The sequence below is a fragment of the Streptomyces sp. NPDC107454 genome (genome assembly GCF_055582885.1).
Genome location: NZ_JBVJPA010000012.1, coordinates 374684 through 397328, shown reverse-complemented (window position 1 = coordinate 397328; position 22645 = coordinate 374684). Strand labels below are relative to the sequence as shown.

24 protein-coding genes are annotated in these 22645 nt (G+C 70.1%); 10 read left to right on the top strand and 14 right to left on the bottom strand.

Annotated elements, in window-relative coordinates; translation table 11 throughout:
* Positions 1–412: 412 nt before the first annotated feature.
* Positions 413–1054, bottom strand: coding sequence for a DNA-3-methyladenine glycosylase (locus ACZ69M_RS31040; protein ID WP_382192712.1), 642 nt, complete (start codon positions 1052–1054; stop codon positions 413–415).
* Positions 1055–1290: 236 nt separating this feature from the next.
* On the opposite strand from ACZ69M_RS31040, the gene ACZ69M_RS31035 reads away from it, so the two are divergent.
* The 3 genes from ACZ69M_RS31035 (at position 1291) to ACZ69M_RS31025 (ending at position 3314) form a co-directional block, all read left to right on the top strand.
* Positions 1291–2076, top strand: coding sequence for a sporulation protein (locus tag ACZ69M_RS31035; RefSeq protein ID WP_470054973.1), 786 nt, complete (start codon positions 1291–1293; stop codon positions 2074–2076).
* Positions 2077–2115: 39 nt separating this feature from the next.
* Entirely contained in the window at positions 2116–2649 is a 534-nt protein-coding gene (locus tag ACZ69M_RS31030) for a YbhB/YbcL family Raf kinase inhibitor-like protein (RefSeq protein WP_470054971.1), read from the top strand.
* A 158-nt stretch (positions 2650–2807) separates the two neighbouring features.
* Complete coding sequence (locus ACZ69M_RS31025; RefSeq protein ID WP_190170393.1) at positions 2808–3314, top strand: HNH endonuclease; 507 nt, start codon at positions 2808–2810, stop codon at positions 3312–3314.
* 80 nt (positions 3315–3394) lie between these two features.
* Here ACZ69M_RS31025 and ACZ69M_RS31020 read toward each other — a convergent pair whose 3' ends face one another.
* From ACZ69M_RS31020 to ACZ69M_RS31010, 3 genes are all read right to left on the bottom strand, one after another.
* Entirely contained in the window at positions 3395–4330 is a 936-nt protein-coding gene (locus ACZ69M_RS31020; protein WP_054230569.1) for an SPFH domain-containing protein, read from the bottom strand.
* 131 nt (positions 4331–4461) lie between these two features.
* Positions 4462–4896 carry an NfeD family protein gene (locus ACZ69M_RS31015; RefSeq protein ID WP_352051742.1) on the bottom strand — a complete coding sequence of 145 codons (435 nt, stop codon included), beginning with the start codon at positions 4894–4896 and terminating at the stop codon, positions 4462–4464.
* Between the two features lie 73 nt (positions 4897–4969).
* Entirely contained in the window at positions 4970–5761 is a 792-nt protein-coding gene (locus ACZ69M_RS31010; RefSeq protein WP_352051741.1) for an ABC transporter ATP-binding protein, read from the bottom strand.
* Positions 5762–5882: 121 nt separating this feature from the next.
* On the opposite strand from ACZ69M_RS31010, the gene ACZ69M_RS31005 reads away from it, so the two are divergent.
* Entirely contained in the window at positions 5883–6671 is a 789-nt protein-coding gene (locus ACZ69M_RS31005) for a hypothetical protein (RefSeq protein ID WP_470054968.1), read from the top strand.
* A gap of 195 nt (positions 6672–6866) precedes the next feature.
* Here ACZ69M_RS31005 and ACZ69M_RS31000 read toward each other — a convergent pair whose 3' ends face one another.
* The 3 genes from ACZ69M_RS31000 to ACZ69M_RS30990 form a co-directional block, all read right to left on the bottom strand.
* Positions 6867–7112 (bottom strand): chaplin, encoded by a 246-nt coding sequence (locus ACZ69M_RS31000; RefSeq protein WP_054232214.1) that lies wholly within the window; start codon positions 7110–7112, stop codon positions 6867–6869.
* A gap of 159 nt (positions 7113–7271) precedes the next feature.
* Positions 7272–7913, bottom strand: coding sequence for a response regulator (locus ACZ69M_RS30995; RefSeq protein ID WP_054232215.1), 642 nt, complete (start codon positions 7911–7913; stop codon positions 7272–7274).
* Positions 7906–9075 carry a GAF domain-containing sensor histidine kinase gene (locus ACZ69M_RS30990; protein ID WP_470054965.1) on the bottom strand — a complete coding sequence of 390 codons (1170 nt, stop codon included), beginning with the start codon at positions 9073–9075 and terminating at the stop codon, positions 7906–7908. Before ACZ69M_RS30990 ends, ACZ69M_RS30995 begins: the two co-directional genes overlap by 8 nt.
* Positions 9076–9263: 188 nt before the next feature.
* On the opposite strand from ACZ69M_RS30990, the gene ACZ69M_RS30985 reads away from it, so the two are divergent.
* From ACZ69M_RS30985 to ACZ69M_RS30975, 3 genes are all read left to right on the top strand, one after another.
* A complete protein-coding gene (locus tag ACZ69M_RS30985) occupies positions 9264–9959 on the top strand; it encodes an SDR family NAD(P)-dependent oxidoreductase (RefSeq protein ID WP_470054963.1) in 696 nt (231 codons plus the stop codon).
* Positions 9956–11041 (top strand): S-adenosylmethionine:tRNA ribosyltransferase-isomerase, encoded by a 1086-nt coding sequence (locus tag ACZ69M_RS30980; protein ID WP_470054961.1) that lies wholly within the window; start codon positions 9956–9958, stop codon positions 11039–11041. Before ACZ69M_RS30985 ends, ACZ69M_RS30980 begins: the two co-directional genes overlap by 4 nt.
* Before the next feature lie 299 nt (positions 11042–11340).
* On the top strand, positions 11341–12108 hold the full coding sequence (locus tag ACZ69M_RS30975) for a transglycosylase SLT domain-containing protein (RefSeq protein ID WP_470054959.1): 768 nt from the start codon (positions 11341–11343) through the stop codon (positions 12106–12108).
* A gap of 84 nt (positions 12109–12192) precedes the next feature.
* Here the strand turns inward: ACZ69M_RS30975 and ACZ69M_RS30970 are convergent, their stop codons facing one another.
* The gene (locus ACZ69M_RS30970) at positions 12193–14700 is read right to left on the bottom strand and encodes an ABC transporter ATP-binding protein/permease (RefSeq protein ID WP_470054957.1); all 2508 of its coding nucleotides are present in this window, start codon (positions 14698–14700) and stop codon (positions 12193–12195) included.
* 242 nt (positions 14701–14942) lie between these two features.
* Here ACZ69M_RS30970 and ACZ69M_RS30965 point away from each other — a divergent pair, with 242 nt between their 5' ends.
* Positions 14943–16703, top strand: coding sequence for a streptophobe family protein (locus ACZ69M_RS30965; RefSeq protein WP_470054955.1), 1761 nt, complete (start codon positions 14943–14945; stop codon positions 16701–16703).
* A gap of 111 nt (positions 16704–16814) precedes the next feature.
* Positions 16815–18026 carry a phosphoserine phosphatase SerB gene (gene serB / locus ACZ69M_RS30960; RefSeq protein WP_470054953.1) on the top strand — a complete coding sequence of 404 codons (1212 nt, stop codon included), beginning with the start codon at positions 16815–16817 and terminating at the stop codon, positions 18024–18026.
* 88 nt (positions 18027–18114) lie between these two features.
* On the opposite strand, the gene ACZ69M_RS30955 is transcribed toward serB, so the two are convergent.
* The 4 genes from ACZ69M_RS30955 to ACZ69M_RS30940 all read right to left on the bottom strand — a co-directional run bounded on the left by ACZ69M_RS30955 (position 18115) and on the right by ACZ69M_RS30940 (position 20561).
* Positions 18115–18633, bottom strand: coding sequence for a SixA phosphatase family protein (locus ACZ69M_RS30955; protein WP_067364588.1), 519 nt, complete (start codon positions 18631–18633; stop codon positions 18115–18117).
* 65 nt (positions 18634–18698) lie between these two features.
* The gene (locus tag ACZ69M_RS30950) at positions 18699–18914 is read right to left on the bottom strand and encodes a hypothetical protein (RefSeq protein WP_470054951.1); all 216 of its coding nucleotides are present in this window, start codon (positions 18912–18914) and stop codon (positions 18699–18701) included.
* A gap of 182 nt (positions 18915–19096) precedes the next feature.
* Complete coding sequence (locus ACZ69M_RS30945) at positions 19097–19210, bottom strand: SGM_5486 family transporter-associated protein (RefSeq protein WP_095855419.1); 114 nt, start codon at positions 19208–19210, stop codon at positions 19097–19099.
* Between the two features lie 46 nt (positions 19211–19256).
* Positions 19257–20561, bottom strand: coding sequence for a CynX/NimT family MFS transporter (locus ACZ69M_RS30940; protein WP_470054949.1), 1305 nt, complete (start codon positions 20559–20561; stop codon positions 19257–19259).
* A gap of 110 nt (positions 20562–20671) precedes the next feature.
* Here ACZ69M_RS30940 and ACZ69M_RS30935 point away from each other — a divergent pair, with 110 nt between their 5' ends.
* Entirely contained in the window at positions 20672–21367 is a 696-nt protein-coding gene (locus ACZ69M_RS30935) for a FadR/GntR family transcriptional regulator (RefSeq protein ID WP_470054947.1), read from the top strand.
* 9 nt (positions 21368–21376) lie between these two features.
* Here the strand turns inward: ACZ69M_RS30935 and ACZ69M_RS30930 are convergent, their stop codons facing one another.
* Positions 21377–21721 carry a hypothetical protein gene (locus tag ACZ69M_RS30930; protein ID WP_352051748.1) on the bottom strand — a complete coding sequence of 115 codons (345 nt, stop codon included), beginning with the start codon at positions 21719–21721 and terminating at the stop codon, positions 21377–21379.
* Positions 21722–21872: 151 nt separating this feature from the next.
* Positions 21873–22640, bottom strand: coding sequence for an enoyl-ACP reductase FabI (gene fabI / locus ACZ69M_RS30925; protein ID WP_266415549.1), 768 nt, complete (start codon positions 22638–22640; stop codon positions 21873–21875).
* Between the last annotated feature and the right edge of the window lie 5 nt (positions 22641–22645).

Genomic DNA, 22645 nt, shown 5'->3' with positions numbered 1-22645 from the left:
GCGCTTCCCTTCGGTCTTGCTGTCTTGCTTTGTTCTTGCGTTTCCGACTCTATCAGACCGTTTCCCGATCCGATTTCCTCGGTGCTTTCCAGGTTTCCGCTTTCGCGTTTCCCTTTCCGGCGGTTCCGACTCTATCAGACTCTTTCGTGTCCGATTCCCTGTCGGAGAGGGATTCTGTCTACCGGCTTTGAATGCTTTCGCTTCGCGGCCTTTCGACATTCACTACGCTAGCCGATTCCCTCGGCAACTCATAATCGAGTTCCGCGGGCCGGAATTCAGGCATGCAGGCACGCCGAATTCTCCCCCGCTGAGGGGAAGTCGTAGGTAGTGGGTTGGCCACTTCCGGCTGCTGGCTGAACGCCGTACCCGGGTCAAGCGGCTCGGGCTACATTACGGACCCCCCAGGGGCGAGTCAAGTTGAGCGACGGCGTGGCGCATGGGCCCGATAAGGACTCACGGTGGGGTCGTTGGCAACCCAGAAGCGCCAGGGGTGGACGCCCCCGTCACCGGCCACTCCGGTACGCGGACCGTTGCGTACCTGGTCGGAGTGGACGGGGGTGCCCGTCAGGAGGGTCAGCGGGGAGCCCTCGGGGCCGCAGGCGTCGGCGCCGTCGAGGGCCCTGTCCACGCCGAGGGCCGTGGCCAGGCGCGCGGGCCCTTTGGCCAGTTCCCTGTCATTTCGGGCCGAGAGTCGACGTTTGCGAGCGAGCTCGGCGCCCTCGATGATCTCCCCGGCACGGAGGAGGACCCCGCTCGGGTTGCCCTCGGGACCACACACCAGGTTCATGCAGAACCACATGCCGTAGGTGAAGTAGACGTATACATGCCCCGGCGGACCGAACATCACGTCATTGCGGGCCGTGCGACCGCGATAGGCGTGGGAGCCGGGGTCGTTCGGGCCGTCGTAGGCCTCCACCTCCGTGAGACGGAGCTCGATCGGACCGTCCGGTGTCGTGCGCACGAGGATGCGCCCCAGCAGGTCGGGGGCGACCTCCAGCACGGGGCGGTCGAAGAAGTCGCGAGTGATGGGCGTACGGTCAGGGGCCGCGATCATGGCGTATGAGCGTAGTCCAGTGGCCCGGACGGATGCGGCCGGGTGGGGGACTGTGCCGTAGGGGTCCGCGCGAGTGCGTGTCCGTGCGGACAGGTGCGTTTCTACGGGTGGTCAGGGAGCGCCCTCCTTGTAAGGGTGAGGGCGCGGAACCGGCCGTGGTCGGATCGCGTTTGTAGGGATCAAGGATCCAGAAGGATGTACGACGGAGCACAGGCGTTGCCTGGGGAGGAAGAAACATGGGGTTCAAGCGGCTGCTTGCGAGCCTGGGAGCCGGTGGGGCTTCGGTCGAGACGGTGCTGACCGAGGTCAACGTCGTTCCGGGTGGTGTCGTGCAGGGTGAGGTGCGGATCCAGGGCGGGTCCGTGAACCAGGCCATCGAGGGGCTGTCGGTCGGGCTCCAGGCCAAGGTCGAGGTCGAGGGACACGACGACCAGGAGTACAAGCAGGACATCAAGTTCACGAAGCTGCGACTCGGCGGGGCCTTCGAACTGCAGGCCGGTGCCGTGCACGCCGTTCCCTTCGGGCTCGAGATCCCGTGGGAGACGCCGATCACCACGATCGACGGGCAGGCGTTGCGGGGCATGCACATCGGTGTGACCACCGAGCTGGAGATCGCGCGTGCCGTGGACTCCGGTGACCTGGACCCGATCAACGTGCACCCGCTGCCGGCGCAGCAGGCGATCCTGAACGCCTTCATCCAGCTTGGCTTCCGCTTCAAGAACGCGGACATGGAGCGCGGTCACATCCGGGGCACCCGGCAGAAGCTGCCGTTCTACCAGGAGATCGAGTTCTTCCCGCCGTCGCAGTACCGCGGGCTGAACCAGGTCGAGCTGAGCTTCGTCGCGGACGACCACGAGATGGACGTCATCCTGGAGATGGACAAGAAGCCGGGCCTCTTCACCGAGGGCAGCGACTCGTACCGCTCTTTCCGGGTGGGGCTGCACGACTACCAGGGCACGGACTGGGCCGCGTACCTGAACCAGTGGCTGTCCGAGGTCGGCAGCAAGCGCAGCTGGTTCTAGGCTCGGGTCGAGAGATTCCACCGTTCAGGAGGTTCTGCCGTGACCGAGCTCAAGAGGCCGCCGCTTCCCCATGACTTCCATCCGCCCGTTCCGGCCTTCACGGTCACCAGTGAGGACGTCGAGGCGGGCGGGGTGCTGAAGGACGCTCAGGTCTACGCGGCCGGGAACACCTCGCCGCAGCTGAGCTGGGACGGCTTCCCGCCGGAGACCAAGAGCTTCGCCGTGACCTGCTTCGATCCGGACGCCCCGACGGGGAGCGGGTTCTGGCACTGGGTGGTGTTCGACATTCCCGCTTCGGTGACGGAACTGCCGACGGGTGCGGGCAGCGGCAAGTTCGAGGGACTGCCGGAGGGCGCCGTTCAGGTGCGCAACGACTACGGGTCCAAGGACTTCGGTGGCGCGGCGCCGCCGGCCGGGGATCCCGCGCACCGGTATGTGTTCACGGTGTACGCCGTGGATCAGGAGAAGCTCGGTCCCGACGCGGAGGTGTCGCCGGCCGTCGTGGGATTCAATCTGCGGTTCCACACGCTGGCGCGCGCCCAGCTGATGGGAGAGTACGCGTCGCCCGCGTAAAGCGGTGAAGACTCACGTTCACTGAACGTTTGCCCGCCTCTGGTCTTGGAAGTGATCAGGGGCGGGCATTTTTATTGCGTTGTCCATCTCGGCGTGCCCGGCCAGAGTTGATCCAAGCCCGCCAGGGGGTGGGCCGGTGCGCACGGGAGGTGGGCTGGATGCGGGACACGCTGGTTCTGAACGCGAGCTTTGAGCCGCTGTCGACGGTGACGTTGAACCGAGCCGTCGTTCTGGTGCTGCAGGACAAGGCTGTCGTCGAGCAGGCCCACCCCGAACTCCGTATGCGCGGTGCAGCGCTGGACATACCCGTGCCCCGGGTCATAAGGCTGTGCAGGTATGTAAGGGTGCCTTTCCGAAGACAAGCGCCGTGGTCGAGGCGCGGTGTGCTGGTACGCGACCGGCACAGGTGCGCGTACTGCGGAAGGCGGGCGACGACGGTCGACCACGTGGTGCCGCGCGCGCAGGGCGGCCGGGACTCCTGGCTGAACACGGTCGCGTCCTGCGCGGAGGACAACCACCGCAAGGCGGACCGGACTCCGGAGCAGGCGGGTATGCCGCTGCTGCGGCAGCCGTTCGAGCCGACGCCCGCGGACGCGATGCTGCTGGCGCTGGGCCGTGACGACCTCGACGCCCTCCCGGAATGGCTGGCCCAGCCAGCGGCCTAGGACCGGCAGTTCCTACGACGATGGGGCCCGCCTCCGCCGAAAGGCAGGAGGCGGGCCCCATCGTCGTAGGGACCAGGGTGTCAGTCGGTGACGGACGGCTTCTCGCGGCGCTCGGTGCCCGCGTTGCCCGAACCGCCGCCCATGGGACCGAAGTTGCCCATGGCGCCGCTCAGGCCCTTGAGGGCGTCGCCGATCTCGCTGGGCACGATCCAGAGCTTGTTGGCGTCGCCCTCGGCGATCTTGGGGAGCATCTGGAGGTACTGGTAGGCGAGGAGCTTCTGGTCGGCGTCGCCGGCGTGGATGGACTCGAAGACCGTACGGATGGCCTGGGCCTCGCCCTCGGCGCGCAGGGCGGCGGCCTTGGCCTCACCTTCGGCGCGCAGGATCGCGGACTGCTTCTCACCTTCGGCGGTGAGGATCTGCGACTGGCGGATGCCTTCGGCGGTGAGGATCGCGGCGCGCTTGTCACGGTCGGCGCGCATCTGCTTCTCCATCGAGTCCTGGATGGAGGTGGGCGGTTCGATCGCCTTGAGTTCGACGCGGTTGACGCGGATGCCCCACTTGCCGGTGGCCTCGTCGAGGACGCCGCGCAGGGCCGCGTTGATCTCCTCGCGCGAGGTGAGGGTCCGCTCCAGGTCCATGCCACCGATGATGTTACGCAGGGTGGTGACGGTGAGCTGCTCGATCGCCTGGATGTAGCTGGCGACTTCGTAGGTGGCGGCGCGTGCGTCGGTGACCTGGTAGTAGATGACCGTGTCGATGTTGACCACCAGGTTGTCCTGGGTGATCACCGGCTGCGGCGGGAACGGCACGACCTGTTCACGCAGGTCGATGCGGTTGCGGATCGAGTCGATGAACGGGACCACGATGTTCAGGCCCGCGTTCAGGGTCCGTGTGTAGCGGCCGAAGCGCTCCACGATGGCCGCGCTGGCCTGTGGGATGACCTGGATGGTCTTGATCAGGGCGATGAATACCAACACCACCAGAATGATCAGGACGATGATGATGGGTGCCATCGATGCTCCCCGTACCCTTCTCCGCCTCGGTATGTCCGAAAGATCTTATGGTTGTTGAAGATCTTGCTCGACGAGTCTGACAGACCGTCGTCTGCCACGTGGGGCGTTCGGTTCACTTGCGTCGCACGAGGTCACATCACAATCGCCGTGGCTCCTTCGATGTCCACGACGTCCACCTCCTGGCCCACTTCGTAGGCCTGTCCGGCGTCGAGAGCGCGCGCCGACCAGATCTCTCCGCCGAGTTTGATCCGGCCGTCACCCGAACCGTCCACCCGTTCCAGGACGATGGCCTGTTTCCCCTTCAACGCCTCGACGCCGGTGGCGAGTTGGGGCCGCTGGGCGCGGTGCCGGGCCGCGACGGGTCGTACGACGGCGATGAGGGCGAACGAGACGACGGCGAAGACGAGTACCTGAAAGACGACATCGCCGCCGAGGCCCGCTGTCGCCGCCGCCGCTGCGGCGCCGAGGGCGAGCATGCCGAACTCCGGCATCGCGGTCACCACGAGCGGGATGCCCAGCGCGGCCGCGCCGACGAGCCACCACACCCATGCGTTGATGTCGTTCACATGGTCATGGTAGGTCCGCGGGCCGGGCGCGGACAGGGCGCAGATCGGCGGAGAAGGGGCTCGTACCGGGTGTTCAGGCCAGCGGAAGGCCCTGCGCGGTCCAGCGGTCGCCGACCTGCTCGACGACGAGCGGGAGTCCGAAGCAGAGGGAGAGGTTGCGCGAGGTGAGTTCGAGTTCGAGCGGGCCCGCGGCGAGCACCTTGCCCTGACGGATCATCAGGACGTGGGTGAAGCCGGGAGCGATCTCCTCGACGTGGTGCGTGACCATGATCATGGAGGGGGCGATCGGGTCGCGGGCGAGGCGGCCGAGGCGACGGACGAGGTCCTCGCGGCCGCCGAGGTCGAGGCCCGCGGCGGGCTCGTCGAGCAACAGCAGCTCGGGGTCGGTCATCAGGGCGCGGGCGATCAGGGTGCGCTTGCGCTCGCCCTCGGAGAGCGTGCCGAATCGGCGGTCCAGGTAGTCGCTCATGCCGAGGCGGTCGAGGAAGGCGCGGGCGCGCTGCTCGTCGATGTCCTCGTAGTCCTCGTGCCAGCCCGCGGTCATGCCGTAGGCGGCCGTCAACACGGTCTGCAGGACGGTCTGGCGCTTGGGGAGCTTCTCGGCCATGGCGATACCGGCCACGCCGATGCGCGGGCGCAGCTCGAAGACGTCGACCTTGCCGAGGGTCTCGCCGAGGATGGTGGCGGTGCCCTGGCTGGGGAAGAGATAGCTGGAGGCGAGATTCAGGAGGGTCGTTTTCCCGGCGCCGTTCGGGCCGAGGATGACCCAGCGCTCCCCCTCCTTGACCGACCAGGAGACCTGGTCCACCAGAGCCCGGCCCTCTCGGACCACGGACACGTCCTCCAGCTCCAGTACATCGCTCATGAGCGCGTTGTCTCCCATTGCAGTCTCGACCGTCGCTTACGTCTGTGGACGCAGCCCCCAGGGAAAACCTACGCCACCGGTCGGTCGCTCCCATCCATCGGTCGGTCCTTAGGGTGGAGGCATGCTCTCGGAACCACGCTCAGGACGCCTGGCCGCATGGGGAAATGCCCTTTTGGCCGGACTTGTTTCACCGGATGACGCGGTGCTCGCCATCGTCGGTGAGGACGCGGTGCACCGGGTCGAGGGGCTGCCGGGTGAGTCCGGTCCCGTCGGGCTCACGCTCGCCCTCGGCCGGCTTCGCGCGATCGGGGTGAAAGGACTGCGGGTCGCGCTGCCCGCGCCGGGGCATCCGCTCGGGCTGAGCGGGCCGCCGGACTTCAATGCGCGCGCCCTCGACGCGGAGGAGGCGGTGGTCTGCCACGGGGCGGCGCTCGGGCTCGTTCCCGAGGTGTACGAGGCCGGGCCCGCGGGTGATGTCCATGTCGAGGTGGTGTGGCACTGCCTCGCCGTGCGGGAGGCGCCGCCGGCGGATGTGCCCTCGCTCGGTGAGGCCGAGCGGGAGCTCGCGGAGGCGCTGCGTGAGGCGACGGAGGTGTTGTCGCGGCTCGACGTGGCGGGGTCGGGGCCGGTCGCCGAGGCGGCGGTCGACGCGTACCGGGCGCGGGCCGAGCGGGGGCGGGAGGTGTTGGCGCCCGGGTATCCGCCGCGTGCGGTGCGGGTGCTGGAGCTGGCCCAGCGGGTGGGGTTGCTGATCTCCGTCGCGTACGAGAACGGGCATGGCGGGGCGGTGAGTGCGTCGGAGATCTCGGCGCGGGCGTTGGCGTTGCGGCCGGTTGAGCGGACGGCTCGGCGGGCGCAGGTGGCTGCGTACAACGCGTTCGTGGAGGAGCGGGAGCGAGGGGGTCGCTAGGGCTGTCTGCGCCCCCGCCGCCCCTACCCGTCCCATCCCGTACCTGGGGGCTCCGCCCCCAGACCTCCGGGTGCGCTTGTTGGCTGGGGGTGGGTGGGGGCTTGGCGCGCAGTTCCCCGCGCCCCTCCGGGGGGACACGGCAGCGGCCTCCCAGGGGAGCCTGGGAGGCCGGTGGGGGTGGTGGGGGCTTGGGTCTCAGTGGTTGAGGCCCAGGTTGCCGAAGGCGGGGTTCAGGACGCCGATGACGTTCACACTGTTGCCGACCGCGTTCACGGGGATGTGGATCGGGGCCTGGATGACGTTGCCCGAGACGACGCCCGGGGAGCCCGCGGCGTTGCCGCCCGCCCACGAGCCGTCCGTCGCGGACGCCATACCGGCACCGGCGGCGACCAGCCCGCCGGCCACCATCGCGACAGCCGTGGCCTTCTTCAGGTTCTTCACTTCTGAGCCCTCCCTAGCGATCACCGCGGCAGTCGCCGCGGCACGCACTGGAGAACGGCCGGGATCCCCGGAGGATGCGCCATCCGGGTGACATACACACGACGGTATGAATCTCAGCCCGGAAGGGAACCCTCCGAGTTGCCGCCGCCGCGCGGGCGATCAGCCCGCGGCCCCATGGCGTACGGCCCAGAGCGCGGCCTGTGTGCGGTCGGCGAGGTCGAGCTTCATCAGGATGTTCGAGACATGCGTCTTGACGGTCTTCTCGGAGAGGACGAGCGCGCGTGCGATTTCCCGGTTGGAGCGGCCGTCCGCGATCAGGCCGAGCACTTCGCGCTCCCGTTCGGTGAGCGATCCGCCTCTCCCCTGGCCCGAGTTGGCCTCCTCCTGGGACAGCAGGACGCCCGCCACCTCGGGCTGGAGCAGGATGTGCCCGGCGTGCACGGAGCGGATGGCTCCGGCGAGAGCGTCGGGGTCCACGTCCTTGTAGACGTAGCCGGCGGCGCCCGCGCGCAGGGCCGGGACGACCGTGCGCTGTTCGGTGAAGCTGGTGACGATCAGCACGCGCGCGGGGTTGGCGAGTTCACGGAGCTTGCGCAGCGCGTCGATGCCGTCCATGCCCGGCATCTTGACGTCCATGAGGACGACGTCGGGCTTCAGCTCCTCTGCGCGGGCGACCCCTTCGGCGCCGTCGGACGCCTCGCCCACGACCTCGATGTCGTCCTGCACTTCGAGAAAGGTGCGCAGGCCCCGGCGGACCACTTGGTGGTCGTCGACGAGCAGCACCTTGATTGCGTCAGCCACCAGGGACCTCCATCTCGATCGTGGTGCCCTTTCCGGGCGCCGATTCCACGCTGAGGGTGCCGCCGACCCCGCTCGACCGGTCGCGCATGGAGACCAGGCCCAGGTGGCGTCCCGCGGCGCGGATCGCCGTAGGCTCGAAGCCGCTGCCGTCGTCACTGACGCGCAGGACGGTGCCGGTTCCGCGCTTCTCCAGGGTGACATCGACGCGGCCGGCTCCAGAATGCCGCAGCGCGTTGTGCAGGGCCTCCTGGGCGACGCGCAGCACGGCCTCCTCCTGGGCGGCGGGCAGCGCCCGCACCCCGTGGCCGGCGAAGGTCACGCGCGCGGAGTGGGCTCGGTCGAGGACCTGTATCTGGGTGCGCAGGGTGGCGACCAGGCCGTCCTCGTCGAGGGCGGCGGGGCGCAGCTCGATGACGGCGGCGCGCAGCTCTTCGGTGGCCTCCGCGGCGAGCATGGCCACCTGGTGCAGTTCGCCCTTGGCGCGTGCGGGGTCGCGGTCCACGAGGGCGGCGGCGGCCTGGGCGGTCAGGCGCAGGGAGAAGAGTTTCTGGCTGACGGCGTCGTGGAGCTCGTGGGCGAGCCGGGAGCGCTCCTCGGCGATGGTGAGCTCGCGGCTGCGCTCGTAGAGGCGGGCGTTGGTCAGGGCGATCGCCGCGTGCTGGGCGAGGATCGTGAGGAGTTCCTGGTCGTCCTCGGTGAAGCCGCAGCCGCCGTCCGGTGCGGAGCAGTCCTTCTGGTTCTCCTTCGTCCTGTTCTTGTTCGCCAGGAACAGGGCGCCGATGACCTCGTCGCCGTCGCGGATCGGCAGGCCCAGGAAGTCGGACATGTCGGGGTGGGCGGCGGGCCAGCCTTCGAAGCGGGGGTCCTTGCGGACGTCGGCGAGGCGCTCGGGGCGGGCCTCGTGCAGCATCGCGGCGAGGATGCCGTGCTGGCGCGGAAGCGGGCCGATGGCCTTCCACTGGGCGTCGCTGACCCCGTCGACCACGAACTGGGCGAAGCCTCCGTGGTCGTCGGGCACACCGAGCGCCGCGTACTGCGCGTCGAGCAGCTCGCGGGCCGAGGCGACGATCGTCTTGAGGACGTCGCGCACCTCGAGGTGCCTGCTCATGGCCAGCAGCGCGGAGCTCACCGCGTACAGACCGGACCGGGGGCCTTGGCTCATGTCCCCAACGTACCGGCGGGGTGTGACAGTGCGTATCCGACCTGTGGTGGCGGCTGTCTAGGCCGGTGGGCCTAGGGCGAAGGGCCCCAGGTCATTGGGGCCCGCGCACGAGGCGGCGAGGGCGGCCCGGTTCCTACGTTGAAGGCACCCGCCCGGAGTGGCGGTGCTGGGACGAGGGGACGGACGTCATGCCGGTAGCGATCATCACGGGTGCTTCGAAGGGGCTGGGCCGGGCGCTGGCCGCGGCCTTGGCGGCGCGCGGCTGGGATCTGGTGCTCGACGCCAGGACCGCGGGAGTGCTGAAGGAGACGGCTCGGGCGCTGTCCGCGTACGGGACCCGGGTGGAGGCGCTGCCCGGGGATGTGGGGGACGCCGGGCACCGCGCCGGGCTGGTGGCGGCGGCCCGCGGGCTCGGCGGTGTGGACCTGCTGGTGAACAACGCGAGCGCGCTGGGCGCCGAGCCGCTGGTGCGTCTGGAGGAGCTGACCCTGGACGGGCTGCGCCACGCCCTGGAGGTCAACGTGGTCGCGGCGCTGGGCCTGGTCCAGGAGGCGCTGCCGCTGCTGCGGGCCGCACCGGCCGGCGCGGTCGTCGCCGTCAGCTCGGACGCGGCCGCGGAGGCGTACGAGACATGGGGCGGGTACGGGGCGTCCAAGGCCGCCCTGGACCACTTGGCGGCCGTGCTCGGCGTGGAGGAGCCCGGGGTGCGGGTGTGGGCCGTGGACCCGGGGGACATGGGCACGGACCTGTACGCGGCGGCCGTACCGGACGACGACGATGCGCGGCCGACGCCGGACAGCGTGGTTCCGGCCTTTCTGCGGCTGCTGGACGAACGCCCTGCCAGTGGCCGCTACGGCGCTCCGGCGCTGCTGGAGGTGCGATGACGACGACCGTGCGGGTTCCGGAGGAGCGGTCGGCGCGGGTGCCGGCCGAGCAGCGCGGGCCCGGGCGGGACCGGGATTCCGTGCGGCTGCTCGTGTCGTGCGGTACGGAGGTGTCGCATCACGCGTTCGTGGAGCTGCCGGGGCGGCTGCGGGCGGGGGATCTGCTGATCGTCAACACCTCCGCCACGCTGGCGGCAGCCGTGGACGGGCGGATCGGGCACGCGCGCGTGGTGGTGCATTTCTCCACGCGGGGCGATGACGGGCGGTGGGCCGTCGAGCTGCGGGATCCCGACGGAAGGGGCACCACACGTGCGCGCGCGGGCGGACCCGCGGGTACGGAGGTGCGGCTTGCCGGGGACGTACGCCTCGTACTGGAGGAGCCGCTGACGCCGTACGGCTCGCGGTTGTGGTGGGGGCGGGTGTCGGATCCGGACGTGCTCGGGCTGCTGCGGCGCCACGGGCGCCCCATTCGCTACTCCTACACACAGAGGGACCAGCCGCTGTCCGTCTACCAGACGGTGTTCGCGCTGCCGTCTGCCGACGGCGGCGGCAGTGCGGAGATGCCGAGCGCGGCGCGGCCCTTCACGGCGCGCCTGGTGGCGGAGCTGGTGAGCCGGGGCGTGCAGTTCGCGCCGATCACGCTGGACACCGGTGTCGCGTCGGCGGAGGCCCATGAGCCGCCGTATCCGGAGCGGTACGAGGTGCCGGAGGCGTCGGCCCGGCTGATCAACGCCGCGAGAGCGGGAGACGGGCGGATCCTCGCCGTCGGTACGACGGCCGTACGCGCCGTGGAGTCGGCCGTTGACGCCGGCGGGGTGGTCCGGGCCCGGAAGGGCTGGACGGACCTCGTGGTGACCCCGGAGCGGGGTGTGCGGGTGGTGGACGGGCTGCTGACCGGGCTGCACGAGCCTCAGGCCTCGCATCTGCTGATGCTGGAGGCGATCGCGGGACGGGCGGCGATCGAGCGCAGCTACGGCGAGGCGCTGAACGGGCTCTATCTCTGGCACGAGTTCGGGGACGTGCACCTCATCCTCCCGGAAGAAGGCTCTCACACTGAGCGTTGCTCCAGCAACTGCCCGTGAGAATTCCATAGGGCCGATGTGAGCCCGCACATAGGGCGCACATCACGTACGAAGGTGCATAGGAGATAAAGGCGGGCATAGTGAGCGGGGCAGACGTGACAGTCTGCCCCGATTTGCCCCTACTGGCCCTACTACCTTCCGTCGTACGTCACACCTTTGCCACGGTATTTTGCGGCCGCTAAGAATGGCACCCGTCGCTCAGCACCGAGGGTTTCGGCCCCCGGCGCCAGATCCGGAAACACTCTGTCCCCCACCGGACCGGGAGCGACCTCCGCGCTATTCGAAGAGGTCCATCAGCCATGACCAAGAACACCCGCACTCCTGGCCATAGTCCGAAGCTGACGAAGCTCCACAAGCTCTCGGTCGCCGGTGTCGCCACCCTCGGTGCCGCGACCCTCGCGTTCTCGCTGGCGCCGAACCACACGCAGGCCACCACGAGCGACGCCGCCGTCTCCGCGGCCCCGGTCGCGTTCAGCCAGCAGCCGATCAAGAACGTGCAGGCCCGTGTCACCGACCAGCAGGCCGGTGCGAGCCTGAAGACGCAGGCCATCGAGGCGACGAAGAAGGCGGCCGACGACGCCGCCAAGAAGGCCGCCGACGCGGCCGCCGCCAAGAAGGCCGCCGAGAACGTGCGCAAGGTGCAGGCCGCGAGCCGCTCCGTGCAGCGCCCCGCGATCGAGACGGTCGCCCTGAAGACGGTCGCCATGAAGACCGCCGCCACGAACACGTACGCCACGAAGACGTACGCCAACAACCTCGACGGCTGGATCCGCCAGTCGCTCGACATCATGAAGAAGCACGGCATCCCCGGCTCCTACAACGGGCTGCACCGCAACATCATGCGCGAGTCCTCGGGCAACCCGATGGCCATCAACGGCTGGGACATCAACGCCATCAACGGCATCCCGTCGAAGGGCCTGCTGCAGGTCATTCCGCCGACGTTCAAGGCGTACCACGTGCCCGGCACCTCGTGGAACATCTACGACCCGGTCGCCAACATCACTGCCGCCGCCAACTACGCGGCCGACAAGTACGGCTCGATGGACAACGTCAACAGCGCGTACTGAGGCCTGCGCGGACCTCTGACGAGTATGCCGAAGGGCGGCACCCCGGTGTTGGGGTGCCGCCCTTCGGCGTTCGTGCGCGCGGGACTACTTGCGCATGACCTCGGGCTCGTGGCGGCGCAGGAAGCGGGCCACGAAGAAGCCGCAGACGGCGGCGAGGACGAGCAGCGCGACGATGTCCATGCCGTAGGCGGACGCCGTGTGGTTCCACAGCGGGTCGGTGCTGGACGGGTCGTCCGTGTTCGGACTGATGTTGTTGAAGTCCAGCGTGGCGCCGGCGGCGGCGACCGCCCAGCGCGAGGGCATCAGGTACGAGAACTCGTTGACGCCGATCTTGCCGTTCAGGATGAACAGGCAGCCGGTGAACACGACCTGGATGATCGCGAACATGACCAGCAGCGGCATGGTCTTCTCGGCCGTCTTCACCAGCGAGGAGATGACCAGGCCGAACATCATCGAGGCGAAGCCCAGCGCCATGATCGGGATGGTGAGTTCCAGCAGCACCGAATGGCCGAAGACCACGCCCTCGGTGGGCTTGGTGCGGCTGGTGAAACCGATCGCGCCGACCATGGCGCCCTGCAGCACCGTGACCACGCCGAGCACGACCACCTTGGACATCAGGTACGCCGAGCGTGACAGCCCGGTGGCGCGCTCCCGCTCGTAGATCACCCGTTCCTTGATCAGCTCACGGACGGAGTTCGCCGCGCCCGCGAAACAGGCGCCGACCGCGAGGATCAGCAGCACCGTGGTGGCCGTGCCGTTCGGCACGTGCACGCCCGTCTTCGGGTTCACCTGCGGGTTCACCAGCAGGGTCTTGTCCGGGTCGATGAGCAGGCTCACCGCGCCGAGCACGGCCGGCAGGATCACTGTCAGCGCCAGGAAGCCCTTGTCGGACACGATCACCGACACATAGCGCCGTACCAGCGTGCTGAGCTGGGAGAACCAGCCCTGCGGCTTCGGCGGCTTCATCGCCTGCGGCGGTGTCACATTGGCCGACTGCGGAGCGACGGCGTCGATGTCCGCGGCATACATCTGGTAGTGCTGCGAGCCCTTCCAGCGGCCCGCCCAGTCGTAGTCGCGGTAGTTCTCGAAGGCGGAGAAGACGTCGGCCCAGGTCTCGTACCCGAAGAAGTTGAGGGCCTCCTCCGGCGGACCGAAGTACGCGACCGAGCCGCCCGGCGCCATCACCAGCAGCTTGTCGCAGATCGCCAGCTCGGCCACGGAGTGCGTGACGACGAGGACCGTACGGCCGTCGTCGGCGAGGCCGCGCAACAGCTGCATGACATCGCGGTCCATGCCCGGGTCGAGACCGGAGGTCGGCTCGTCCAGGAAGATCAGCGACGGCTTGGTCAGCAGCTCCAGGGCCACCGAGACGCGCTTGCGCTGGCCGCCGGAGAGGGAGGTGACCTTCTTCTCCTTGTGGATGTCCAGCTTCAGCTCGCGCAGCACCTCGTCTATGCGGGCCTCACGCTCGGCCGCCGTGGTGTCGGCGGGGAAGCGCAGCTTGGCCGCGTACTTGAGGGCCTTCTTGACGGTGAGTTCCTTGTGCAGGATGTCGTCCTGCGGGACCAGACCGATGCGCTGACGCAGCTCGGCGAACTGCTTGTACAGGTTCCGGTTGTCGTAGAGGACGTCACCCTGGTTGGCGGGGCGGTAGCCCGTGAGCGCCTTCAGGAGCGTCGACTTGCCGGAGCCCGAGGGGCCGATGACCGCGATGAGCGACTTCTCGGGGACGCCGAAGGAGACGTCCTTGAGGATCTGCTTGCCGCCGTCGACCGTCACCGTCAGATGGCGGGCCGAGAAGGAGACCTCACCGGTGTCGACGAACTCCTCGAGCCGGTCGCCGACCAGGCGGAACGTCGAGTGGCCGACGCCGACGATGTCGTTCGGGCCGAGCAGCGCCGAGCCGCCCTTGGCGATCGGCTGACCGTTGACGTAGGTGCCGTTGTGCGAGCCGAGGTCGCGGATCTCGAAGCGGCCGCCGGGCGTCGCGTGGAACTCGGCGTGGTGGCGCGAGACCTGGAGGTCGGAGACGACCAGCTCGTTCTCCAGCGCACGGCCGATGCGCATCACCCGCCCGAGGTCGAGCTGGTGGAAGGTGGTCGGGCTGCGGTCGCCGTAGACCGGCGGCGCCCCCGCGCCACCACCGGGTCCCTGCTGCTGCGGCACGCGCGCCGCGGGCTGCTGCGGCTGCTGGTGACTCTTCTCCGGCGTCTGCTGCTGCGGCGGTGCCTGCTGCGCCCAGCCGGGGCTCGCGCCCTGCGCGGCGTAGGGCTGCTGCTGAGGCTGCGCGACGGCGGCCGCGGCGCCGGAGAGGTTCAGGCGCGGGCCGTCGGTCGCGTTGCCGAGGTGCACGGCCGAACCGGGGCCGATCTCCATCCGGTGGATCCGCTGCCCCTGCACAAAGGTGCCGTTGGTGCTGCCGTGGTCCTCGATGACCCAACTCCGGCCGTCCCAGCTCATCGTGGCGTGACGCCAGGAGACCCTGGCGTCGTCGAGCACGACGTCCCCCTGCGGATCACGTCCGAGGGTGTATGGCCTGGACGCATCGAGCGTCCAGGTCCGTCCATTCAATTCCAGTACGAGTTCCGGCACTCCATGCCCCACTGAGTTGTCCCCCGAAGTTCCCCCATCACAGGGAGTCTAGGGATGTCGAACATCGGGGGGAACTATTTCAGGAGCAGCCACCTGACCGAAAGTCGGGCCATGTGAAGAGCGCGTACGGGCGGGTTGCCCGTTTCCGTTGACGGGGTTGAAACCGGCCCGGAGAGTGGTAATCCCACGCGAGGGGGACATCCGCGGTGATGACACCGCGGCGCGGATCGGGGGGTCTGACGATGAGCATCGACACCGCGAGGCACGGCGGGCGACTGCCGTGGGGGGATGTGCTGTTGTCCGCGATCGCCTCGGTGAGCTGGGCGTTGATCGCGATGGCGGGCACGGCCGCGCTCGGTCTGCATCTGGTCGGCGCGGACGCGGCGGGCTCGCTCGGGCCGATGACCGCGGCGGTGGTGGCTCTTGGGGCCAATGGTGCGGTCAAACCGTCCGGCGATGTGTCGGCCTTCGGTCTGAAGGGAGCGGAGGCGCACACGGCCATACAGATCACGCCACTGGGCGTGGGGCTCGTGGGCGCGCTCCTGCTCTCCTTCTTCTTCCTGCGTTCCTTGCGCGGGGCGGGAGTTGTGATCGCGCCGTCCGAACTCCTCGCGCGCGCGGGCGCGGTGGTCGTGCTGTTCGTGGCGACGCTGGGCGGGCTCGCCTGGGCCGGGCACGACATCATCACGATCGACGGGAGCAAGCTCGGCCTCGACCGGGTGACGGGCGGCGGCGGCCTCGGGAACATCACCGACAAGCTCCCCGGCGGACTCGGGGACCTCGGCGGACTGCTGCCCGGCAAGATCGGCGACCTGGTGCAGGCGCAGGCGGCCGTGGGCTTCACCGTCGACACGGTGCCCACGCTGCTCGGCGGCGCGGCCTGGGCGGCCGGAATCCTGGTGATCGCGCTGCTCGCCTCCCGGCGCTCCCCGCTGCCGCGCGGCTGGGAGGGCGTGCACCGGACGGTGCGCCCGGCCGCGTCCGCGCTGGTCACGGTGTTCCTGGTGGCGGTCCTCGCGGGCCTCGCGGCGGCGGCGTACGCGGCGATCGGCGATCCCCATCCCAAGCTGATCGCGGGTGCCGCGCTGCTGGGCGCGCCCAACGGGGTGTGGCTGGGCATCCCGATCGGCCTCTTCGTGCCCTGGGACGGCAAGGCCACCGGCGAGCTCGCCAAGCTGCTCCCGCACCCGCTGGACCAGTTGCTGAGCGTCGACTCCGATCAGCCCGTCACCCTGGGCCGGCTCGCCGAACTCGACGGACGGGTGTGGCTGTTGGGGGTCGCGACCGCGGTGATGATGCTGTTCGCGGGCGTCCTCGCCGCCTCGCGTACGCCTTTTGTACGGGGGCGGGATGCGGCTTCGGTGGGAACACCGGATGCTCCCGTTGCACGAGGACGGGGTGCCCTCGGTTTCGCCGGGCGCTGCGCTCTTCGGCTCGGCATCGTGACGGCACTGGCGCTGCCGCTGCTGGCGTGGCTGACGGACGTGTCCGTGGACGCCTCGCTGTCGGTGTTCGGAATCGACGCGTTCGGCGCCGGGATCCGGTTGCACGGGCATCTGGGCGTGGCGCTGCTGCTCGGCGCCGTCTGGGGTGCGGGCGCGGGGGCGGCGGGGGCGCTGCTGGCGTACGCGAGCGGGGCCGCGGGACGGCGGGCGGCGCCGCTGGCACTGGGTGACGCCGGTCCCCCGGTGGCCGCGCCCGCCCCTGACCTCCCCCCGGGGCCCGGGCCGTACGCCCCGGGCGCGCCGTACCGGCCGGCGAACCCCGACACCAACCCCTATCTGCGGTTGCCCGACGGGCTGCGGGAACCCGCCGACGGTCGGCCGTCCGAACGGCCGCGCTCGCCCGACGACGTGTACGGCGCGCCGACGGTCGTCCGGCCGATGGCGCCGCCACCTGGGCCGCAGAAGCGGCGGCCACGGGGGCGCGAGGTGCCGCCTCCGCCGCAGCCGCCACCCGGTCAGGGACCTTCCGCGCCGCCGGGGCCGGGGCGGCAGAACTGATCGTCGTTGCCGGGCAACGCGCTCGACACCGCTCCGCCATCCAGTGTTCCCCGTCCGCTGGGCGGACCTCAGGGGCGGGGGGCACTGGGTGCCGGATACGGTGGAGACACCATGAGCGCTTCGCAGACCCCCGAGGTCCCCACTCTCCTCGTCAAGATCTTCGGCAAGGACCGGCCGGGTATCACGGCCGGACTCTTCGACACCCTCGCCGCCTACTCCGTCGAGGTGGTCGACATCGAGCAGGTCGTCACCCGTGGCCGGATCGTGCTCTGCGCGCTCGTGACCGAGCCGCCGGCCGGACTGGAGGGCGATCTGCGGGCCACCGTCCACAGCTGGGCGGAGTCGATGAAGATGCAGGCGGAGATCATCTCCGGCCTCGGCGACAACCGGCCGCGCGGCCTCGGGCGGTCCCTCGTCACCGTGCTCGGGCATCCGCTCACGGCGGAGTCGACGGCCGCGATCGCCGCCCGGATCACCAAGACCGGCGGCAACATCGACCGTATCTTCCGGCTCGCCAAGTACCCGGTGACGGCGGTCGAGTTCGCCGTGTCCGGTACGGGGACCGAGGCGCTGCGCACCGCGCTGGTGACCGAGGCCGCGGCGCTCGGAGTGGACATCGCGGTGGTGGCGGCGGGGCTGCACCGCAGGGCGCAGCGCCTGGTCGTCATGGATGTGGACTCGACGCTCATCCAGGACGAGGTGATCGAGCTCTTCGCAGCGCACGCCGGGTGCGAGGGGCAGGTCGCCGAGGTGACGGCGGCCGCGATGCGCGGGGAGCTGGACTTCGAGCAGTCGCTGCACGCGCGTGTGGCGCTGCTCAAGGGGCTGGACGCCTCGGTGGTGACCAAGGTGCGCGAGGAGGTGCGGCTGACACCGGGCGCGCGCACGCTGATCCGTACGCTGAAGCGGCTCGGTTTCCAAGTCGGTGTCGTCTCGGGCGGATTCACGCAGGTCACGGACGATCTGAAGGAGCGGCTCGGGCTGGACTTCGCGCAGGCCAACACCCTGGAGATCGTCGACGGGAAGCTGACGGGCCGGGTCACCGGGGAGATCGTGGACCGCGCGGGCAAGGCACGGCTGCTGCGCCGGTTCGCCGCCGAGGCGGGGGTGCCGCTCGCCCAGACCGTGGCGATCGGCGACGGGGCCAATGACCTCGACATGCTCAACGCGGCCGGTCTCGGCGTCGCCTTCAACGCCAAGCCCGTCGTCCGCCAGGCCGCGCACACCGCGGTGAACTTCCCCTTCCTGGACACCGTGCTGTATCTGCTGGGTGTCACCCGCGAAGAGGTCGAGGCGGCGGACATGCACCTCGGCGACCACTGAGCCCGGACAGGCGACCACTGAGCCCGGACATACGTCGACGGGGGCCCGGCACCGCACTGGTGCCGGGCCCCCGTCCTTGTCGGGTGGGTTATTCGGTCGGCGCCCAGTAGTCGGTCAGCGTGCACACTCCGGGCTCCAGGGATTTCCAGGAGCCTTCGACGGAGAGCACGGCGAAGGCGCCGGTGTGGAAGCCGTGGGCGGCCATCCGGGCTCGGGTGTCGCCCTCGGCCTGTCCGGCCAGCACCTCGGTGAGGCCCTGGATGCCGGGGTTGTGGCCGATCAGGACCACGTTGTGCGCGTCGTCCGGGGTCTCGTTGAGTACGGCGATCAGTTCGCCGGGCGAGGCCTCGTAGAGCCGCTCCTCATAGACGGTTTTCGGCCGGTGCGGCAGCTCGTGGACGGCGAGCTTCCAGGTCTCCCGGGTGCGGGTCGCCGTGGAGCAGAGGGCCATATCGAAAGGGATCCCGGTGTCGGCCAGCTTGCGTCCGGCGACGGCGGCGTCCTGACGGCCCCGGTCAGCGAGCGGCCGCTCGTGGTCGGACACCTGCGGCCAGTCGGCTTTCGCATGCCGGAAGAGGACAATCCTGCGGGGTTCTGCGACGCTCATGGGTCCCAGCTTCGCATGAAACACGCCATGCGGCGCTGAGAGTTGACCTGCTCTCCCGGGCGTGCTCAGGGGGTCTGGTGCAGCACCGTCTGCTGGACGCGCTCGAAGAGGTGGGTGATCGCGGGGTCGCCGCCCGCGGCGTGCGCGTCCGCCGGGTTCAGGATCAGCAGGAGCAGGGCGACGAAGGCGAGGGCGGGCAGGGCGAGGGCCCACCAGGGCAGCCGGATGTCCATGCCGCCCGGGGTCGCCGGGTGGGGCCGGGTGTGCGTACGGGCCGACATGCCGCCTCCGTGGGGCCTCGAGTGCTCCGTGGTCCGCGTCCTCGCGGCCACAACTCGAAGTTACGGATTTCTGGGCCGTCAACCCATCCGGTGATCCACCCACTTGACCCTGACACTCACCCCCTAGGGGACAGGGGGGCTAGCCCCACCACCGGTGTCCCCCGGGTGGCGGGCGGTGGTGGTCAGGGTGAGGCGATCGACGCGATGACGGCGATGATCACGGTGATGGCCAGCATCGCGCCGAGCACGAGCAGCAGCTTCTTCTGGCCGTTCTGGGGGTTCGGGTCGAGCGCCATACGGCCAGTCTCGCACCCTTCGTCCCTGCCTTCGCCGTCGGGGGGCTCAGGCGCGCGAGTCGCGCGCGGCCTCGTCCTCCACCGTACGGTCGCGGCCGGCCAGGACGCCCACCGCGATCTGCGGGATCATCAGGGCGGCCATGAGCGCTATCGGCAGCCCCCAGCCGCCGCTGTGCTGGTAGAGCACGCCCACGAGGAGGGGCCCCGGGATCGAGATCAGATACCCGGTGCTCTGCGCGAACGCCGACAGCTGGGCGACGCCCGCGCCGGTCCTGGCCCGCATGCCGACCATGGTGAGGGCCAGCGGGAAGGCGCAGTTGGAGACGCCGAGCAGGAGCGCCCAGGCCCAGGCTCCGCCCGCCGGGGCGAGGTAGAGGCCCGCGTATCCCGCGAGGCCGCAGACACCGAGCGCGACCACGATCGGCCCCTGGTGGGGCATGCGGGTGGCGAGGCGCGGGATGACGAAGGCCAGGGGCACGCCCATCACCATCGTGACGGCGAGGAGCAGGCCCGCGGTGCCCGCGGAGACGCCCGCGTCGCGGAAGATCTGCGCCATCCAGCCCATCGTGATGTACGCGGCGGTGGCCTGGAGTCCGAAGAAGACGGCGAGCGCCCAGGCGGTCCGGCTGCGGGTGATGCGCAGTCCGCCGGTTTCCCGCGGGGCGGGGTGTGCCGCCCGTGTCCGCTCACCGTCGCGGGAATCGGCGCCCCCGGCGCGTACCAGCCCGATCCAGGGCAGTACGGCGGCCGCTGCCAGGCCCGCCCACACCGCGAGGCCCGACTGCCAGCCGCCGCCCAGGGCGTCGGTCACGGGTACGGTCACGGCCGCCGCGGCCGAGGTGCCCAGGGCGAGCGCCATCGAGTAGAGGCCGGTCATGGAGCCGACCCGGTCCGGGAACCAGCGTTTGACGATCACGGGCATCAGGACGTTGCTGACGGCGATGCCCATCAGCGCGAGGGCGCTGGCGGCCAGGAAGCCGGCCGCGCTGCCGGTGTAGGGCCGGATCGCGAGTCCCGCGGTGATGGCGATCATTCCGGCGCAGACGACCGCGCCGGGCCCGAAGCGGCGGGCGAGGCGCGGCGCCATGACGCCGAAGACGGCGAAGCAGAGCGGGGGGACGGAGGTGAGCAGTCCGGCGACGCTGCCGCTCATGCCGAGCCCGTCGCGCACGTCCTCCAGGAGTGCGCCGAAGCTGGTGATGGCGGGGCGCAGGTTGAGGGCCGTGAGGACGATGCCGACCGTCACGAGCCGCGTCGCCCACGCGCGTGTGGGGTGCGATCGGGGTTCCGCGCTCTCGGCGGAACTACGTACGGGGGTGGACGTCGTCGTCCGGGTCTCCTCGCTCACCATGAGGCCATCATAGAATCATGGGATGATTGGCTGTCCAATCCCCTTGCGTTAATCTCCGGATTCTCCGGCCCCGCGCGAACGATCACACCGGGCCCGTACGAAGGACCGTCATGCCGCTGAGCCACCCCCGCCGTTCGGCGCTGTCCGAGCAGGTCATCGCCGAGCTGCGGAACCAGATCACTTCGGGGGAATGGCCGGTCGGCTCCCGCATCCCCACCGAGCCGGAGCTCGTCGACCAGCTGGGCGTCGCCCGCAACACCGTCCGCGAGGCCGTCCGCGCGCTGGCCCACAACGGTCTGCTCGACATCCGCCAGGGCTCGGGCACCTATGTCGTGGCGACCAGCGAGCTCGCGGGCGTGATGCACCGGCGCTTCGCCGACGCCGATCCGCGGCACATCGCCGAGCTGCGCGCCACGCTGGAGTCGAGCGCGGCGAAGCTGGCCGCCGAGCGGCGCACCGAGCGCGATCTCAAGCAGCTCGACGCGCTGCTCGTACGGCGGGAGGAGGCCTGGGAGTCGGGTGACGCGGAAACCTTCGTGGCCGCCGACGCGACCTTCCACCTGGCGGTGGTGGCCGCGTCCCACAACGACGTCATGACGGCGATGTACGCCGACCTGGGCGAGGTGCTGCGCGACTGGCTGCGCGAGGACGTCGGCGGGAAGCTGACGCCCGAGACGTACATGGACCACGCGCGACTCGTCGACGCGATCCGCGCGGGGGAAGCGGAGGTGGCGGGCGCGGAAGCCGGGGGCTATCCGTTCCAGTGCCGTCCGGGACGGCTCAGGCCCCTGGCCTCCGACAGCTGACGAACACGGTCACCTCTGGTGGCTGACCCACGCCGAGCGGACTTCCTCCCAGCAGCGGCCGGCCAGCCGGACCGTCATCGCGGGGCCCGCGTCGACCGGGTCGGTGTCGGTGTCGATGTCCCACCAGCGGTCGCACTCGATGTGCAGGGCGACCCGGTCGGTCTCCGGGTAGGGGTTGTGGCAGTACGCGGTCACGTGCGAACCCTGGACCGTGGTGCGACACTCAGCGCCGAAAGGCTGGGGGACGGGGAGTTTGCCGTGCACTACGCGCGTGTGGGGCACGGCGTCGTACGGCAGAACCATCATGAAGGCGACAGCGGCGAACACCGGGGCAAAACGGCGGGACAGGCGCACAACGGGGACCTCCTCGGCCGTACGGCTGCGGGGCGGTGCGTAGTCCCAGCGTGCGTGGTGCGAGGCCCAGGACGCCCGGCCGACTAGGCCGAACGGGCGACGCCCCGCTCCCCGCACTGCGGGAAACGGGGCGTCGGCCACATGGGGGAAATCAGGCGCCGATGGCGTGCAGTCCGCCGTCCACGTGGATGATCTCGCCGGTGGTCTTCGGGAACCAGTCGCTCAGCAGCGCGACGACGCCCTTGCCGGCCGGCTCGGGGTCCTTGAGGTCCCACTCCAGGGGAGAGCGGTTGTCCCACACGGAGGCCAGCTCGCCGAAGCCCGGGATGGACTTGGCGGCCATCGAACCGAGCGGGCCCGCGGAGATGAGGTTGCAGCGGATGTTCTGCTTGCCCAGATCGCGGGCGAGGTAGCGGCTGGTGGCCTCCAGGGCGGCCTTGGCCGGGCCCATCCAGTCGTACTGCGGCCAGGCGAAGGACGCGTCGAAGGTGAGGCCGACGACCGAACCGCCGTTCTGCATCAGCGGCAGACAGGCCATGGTCAGCGACTTCAGGGAGAATGCCGAGACGTGCATGGCGGTGGCGACGGACTCGAACGGCGTGTTGAGGAAGTTGCCTCCCAGCGCGTCCTGCGGCGCGAAGCCGATGGAGTGCACGACGCCGTCGAGGCCGCCCAGCTCCTCACCGACGACGTCCGCGAGACGCGCCAGGTGCTCGTCGTTGGTCACGTCGAGCTCGATGACCTTGGTGGGCTTGGGGAGCTTCTTGGCGATGCGCTCGGTCAGCGTGGGCCGCGGGAACGCGGTCAGGATGATCTCCGCGCCCTGCTCCTGGGCCTGCTTGGCGGCGTGGAAGGCGATGGAGGACTCCATCAGCACACCGGAGATCAGGACGCGCTTGCCCTCGAGGATTCCGCTCATGGTGA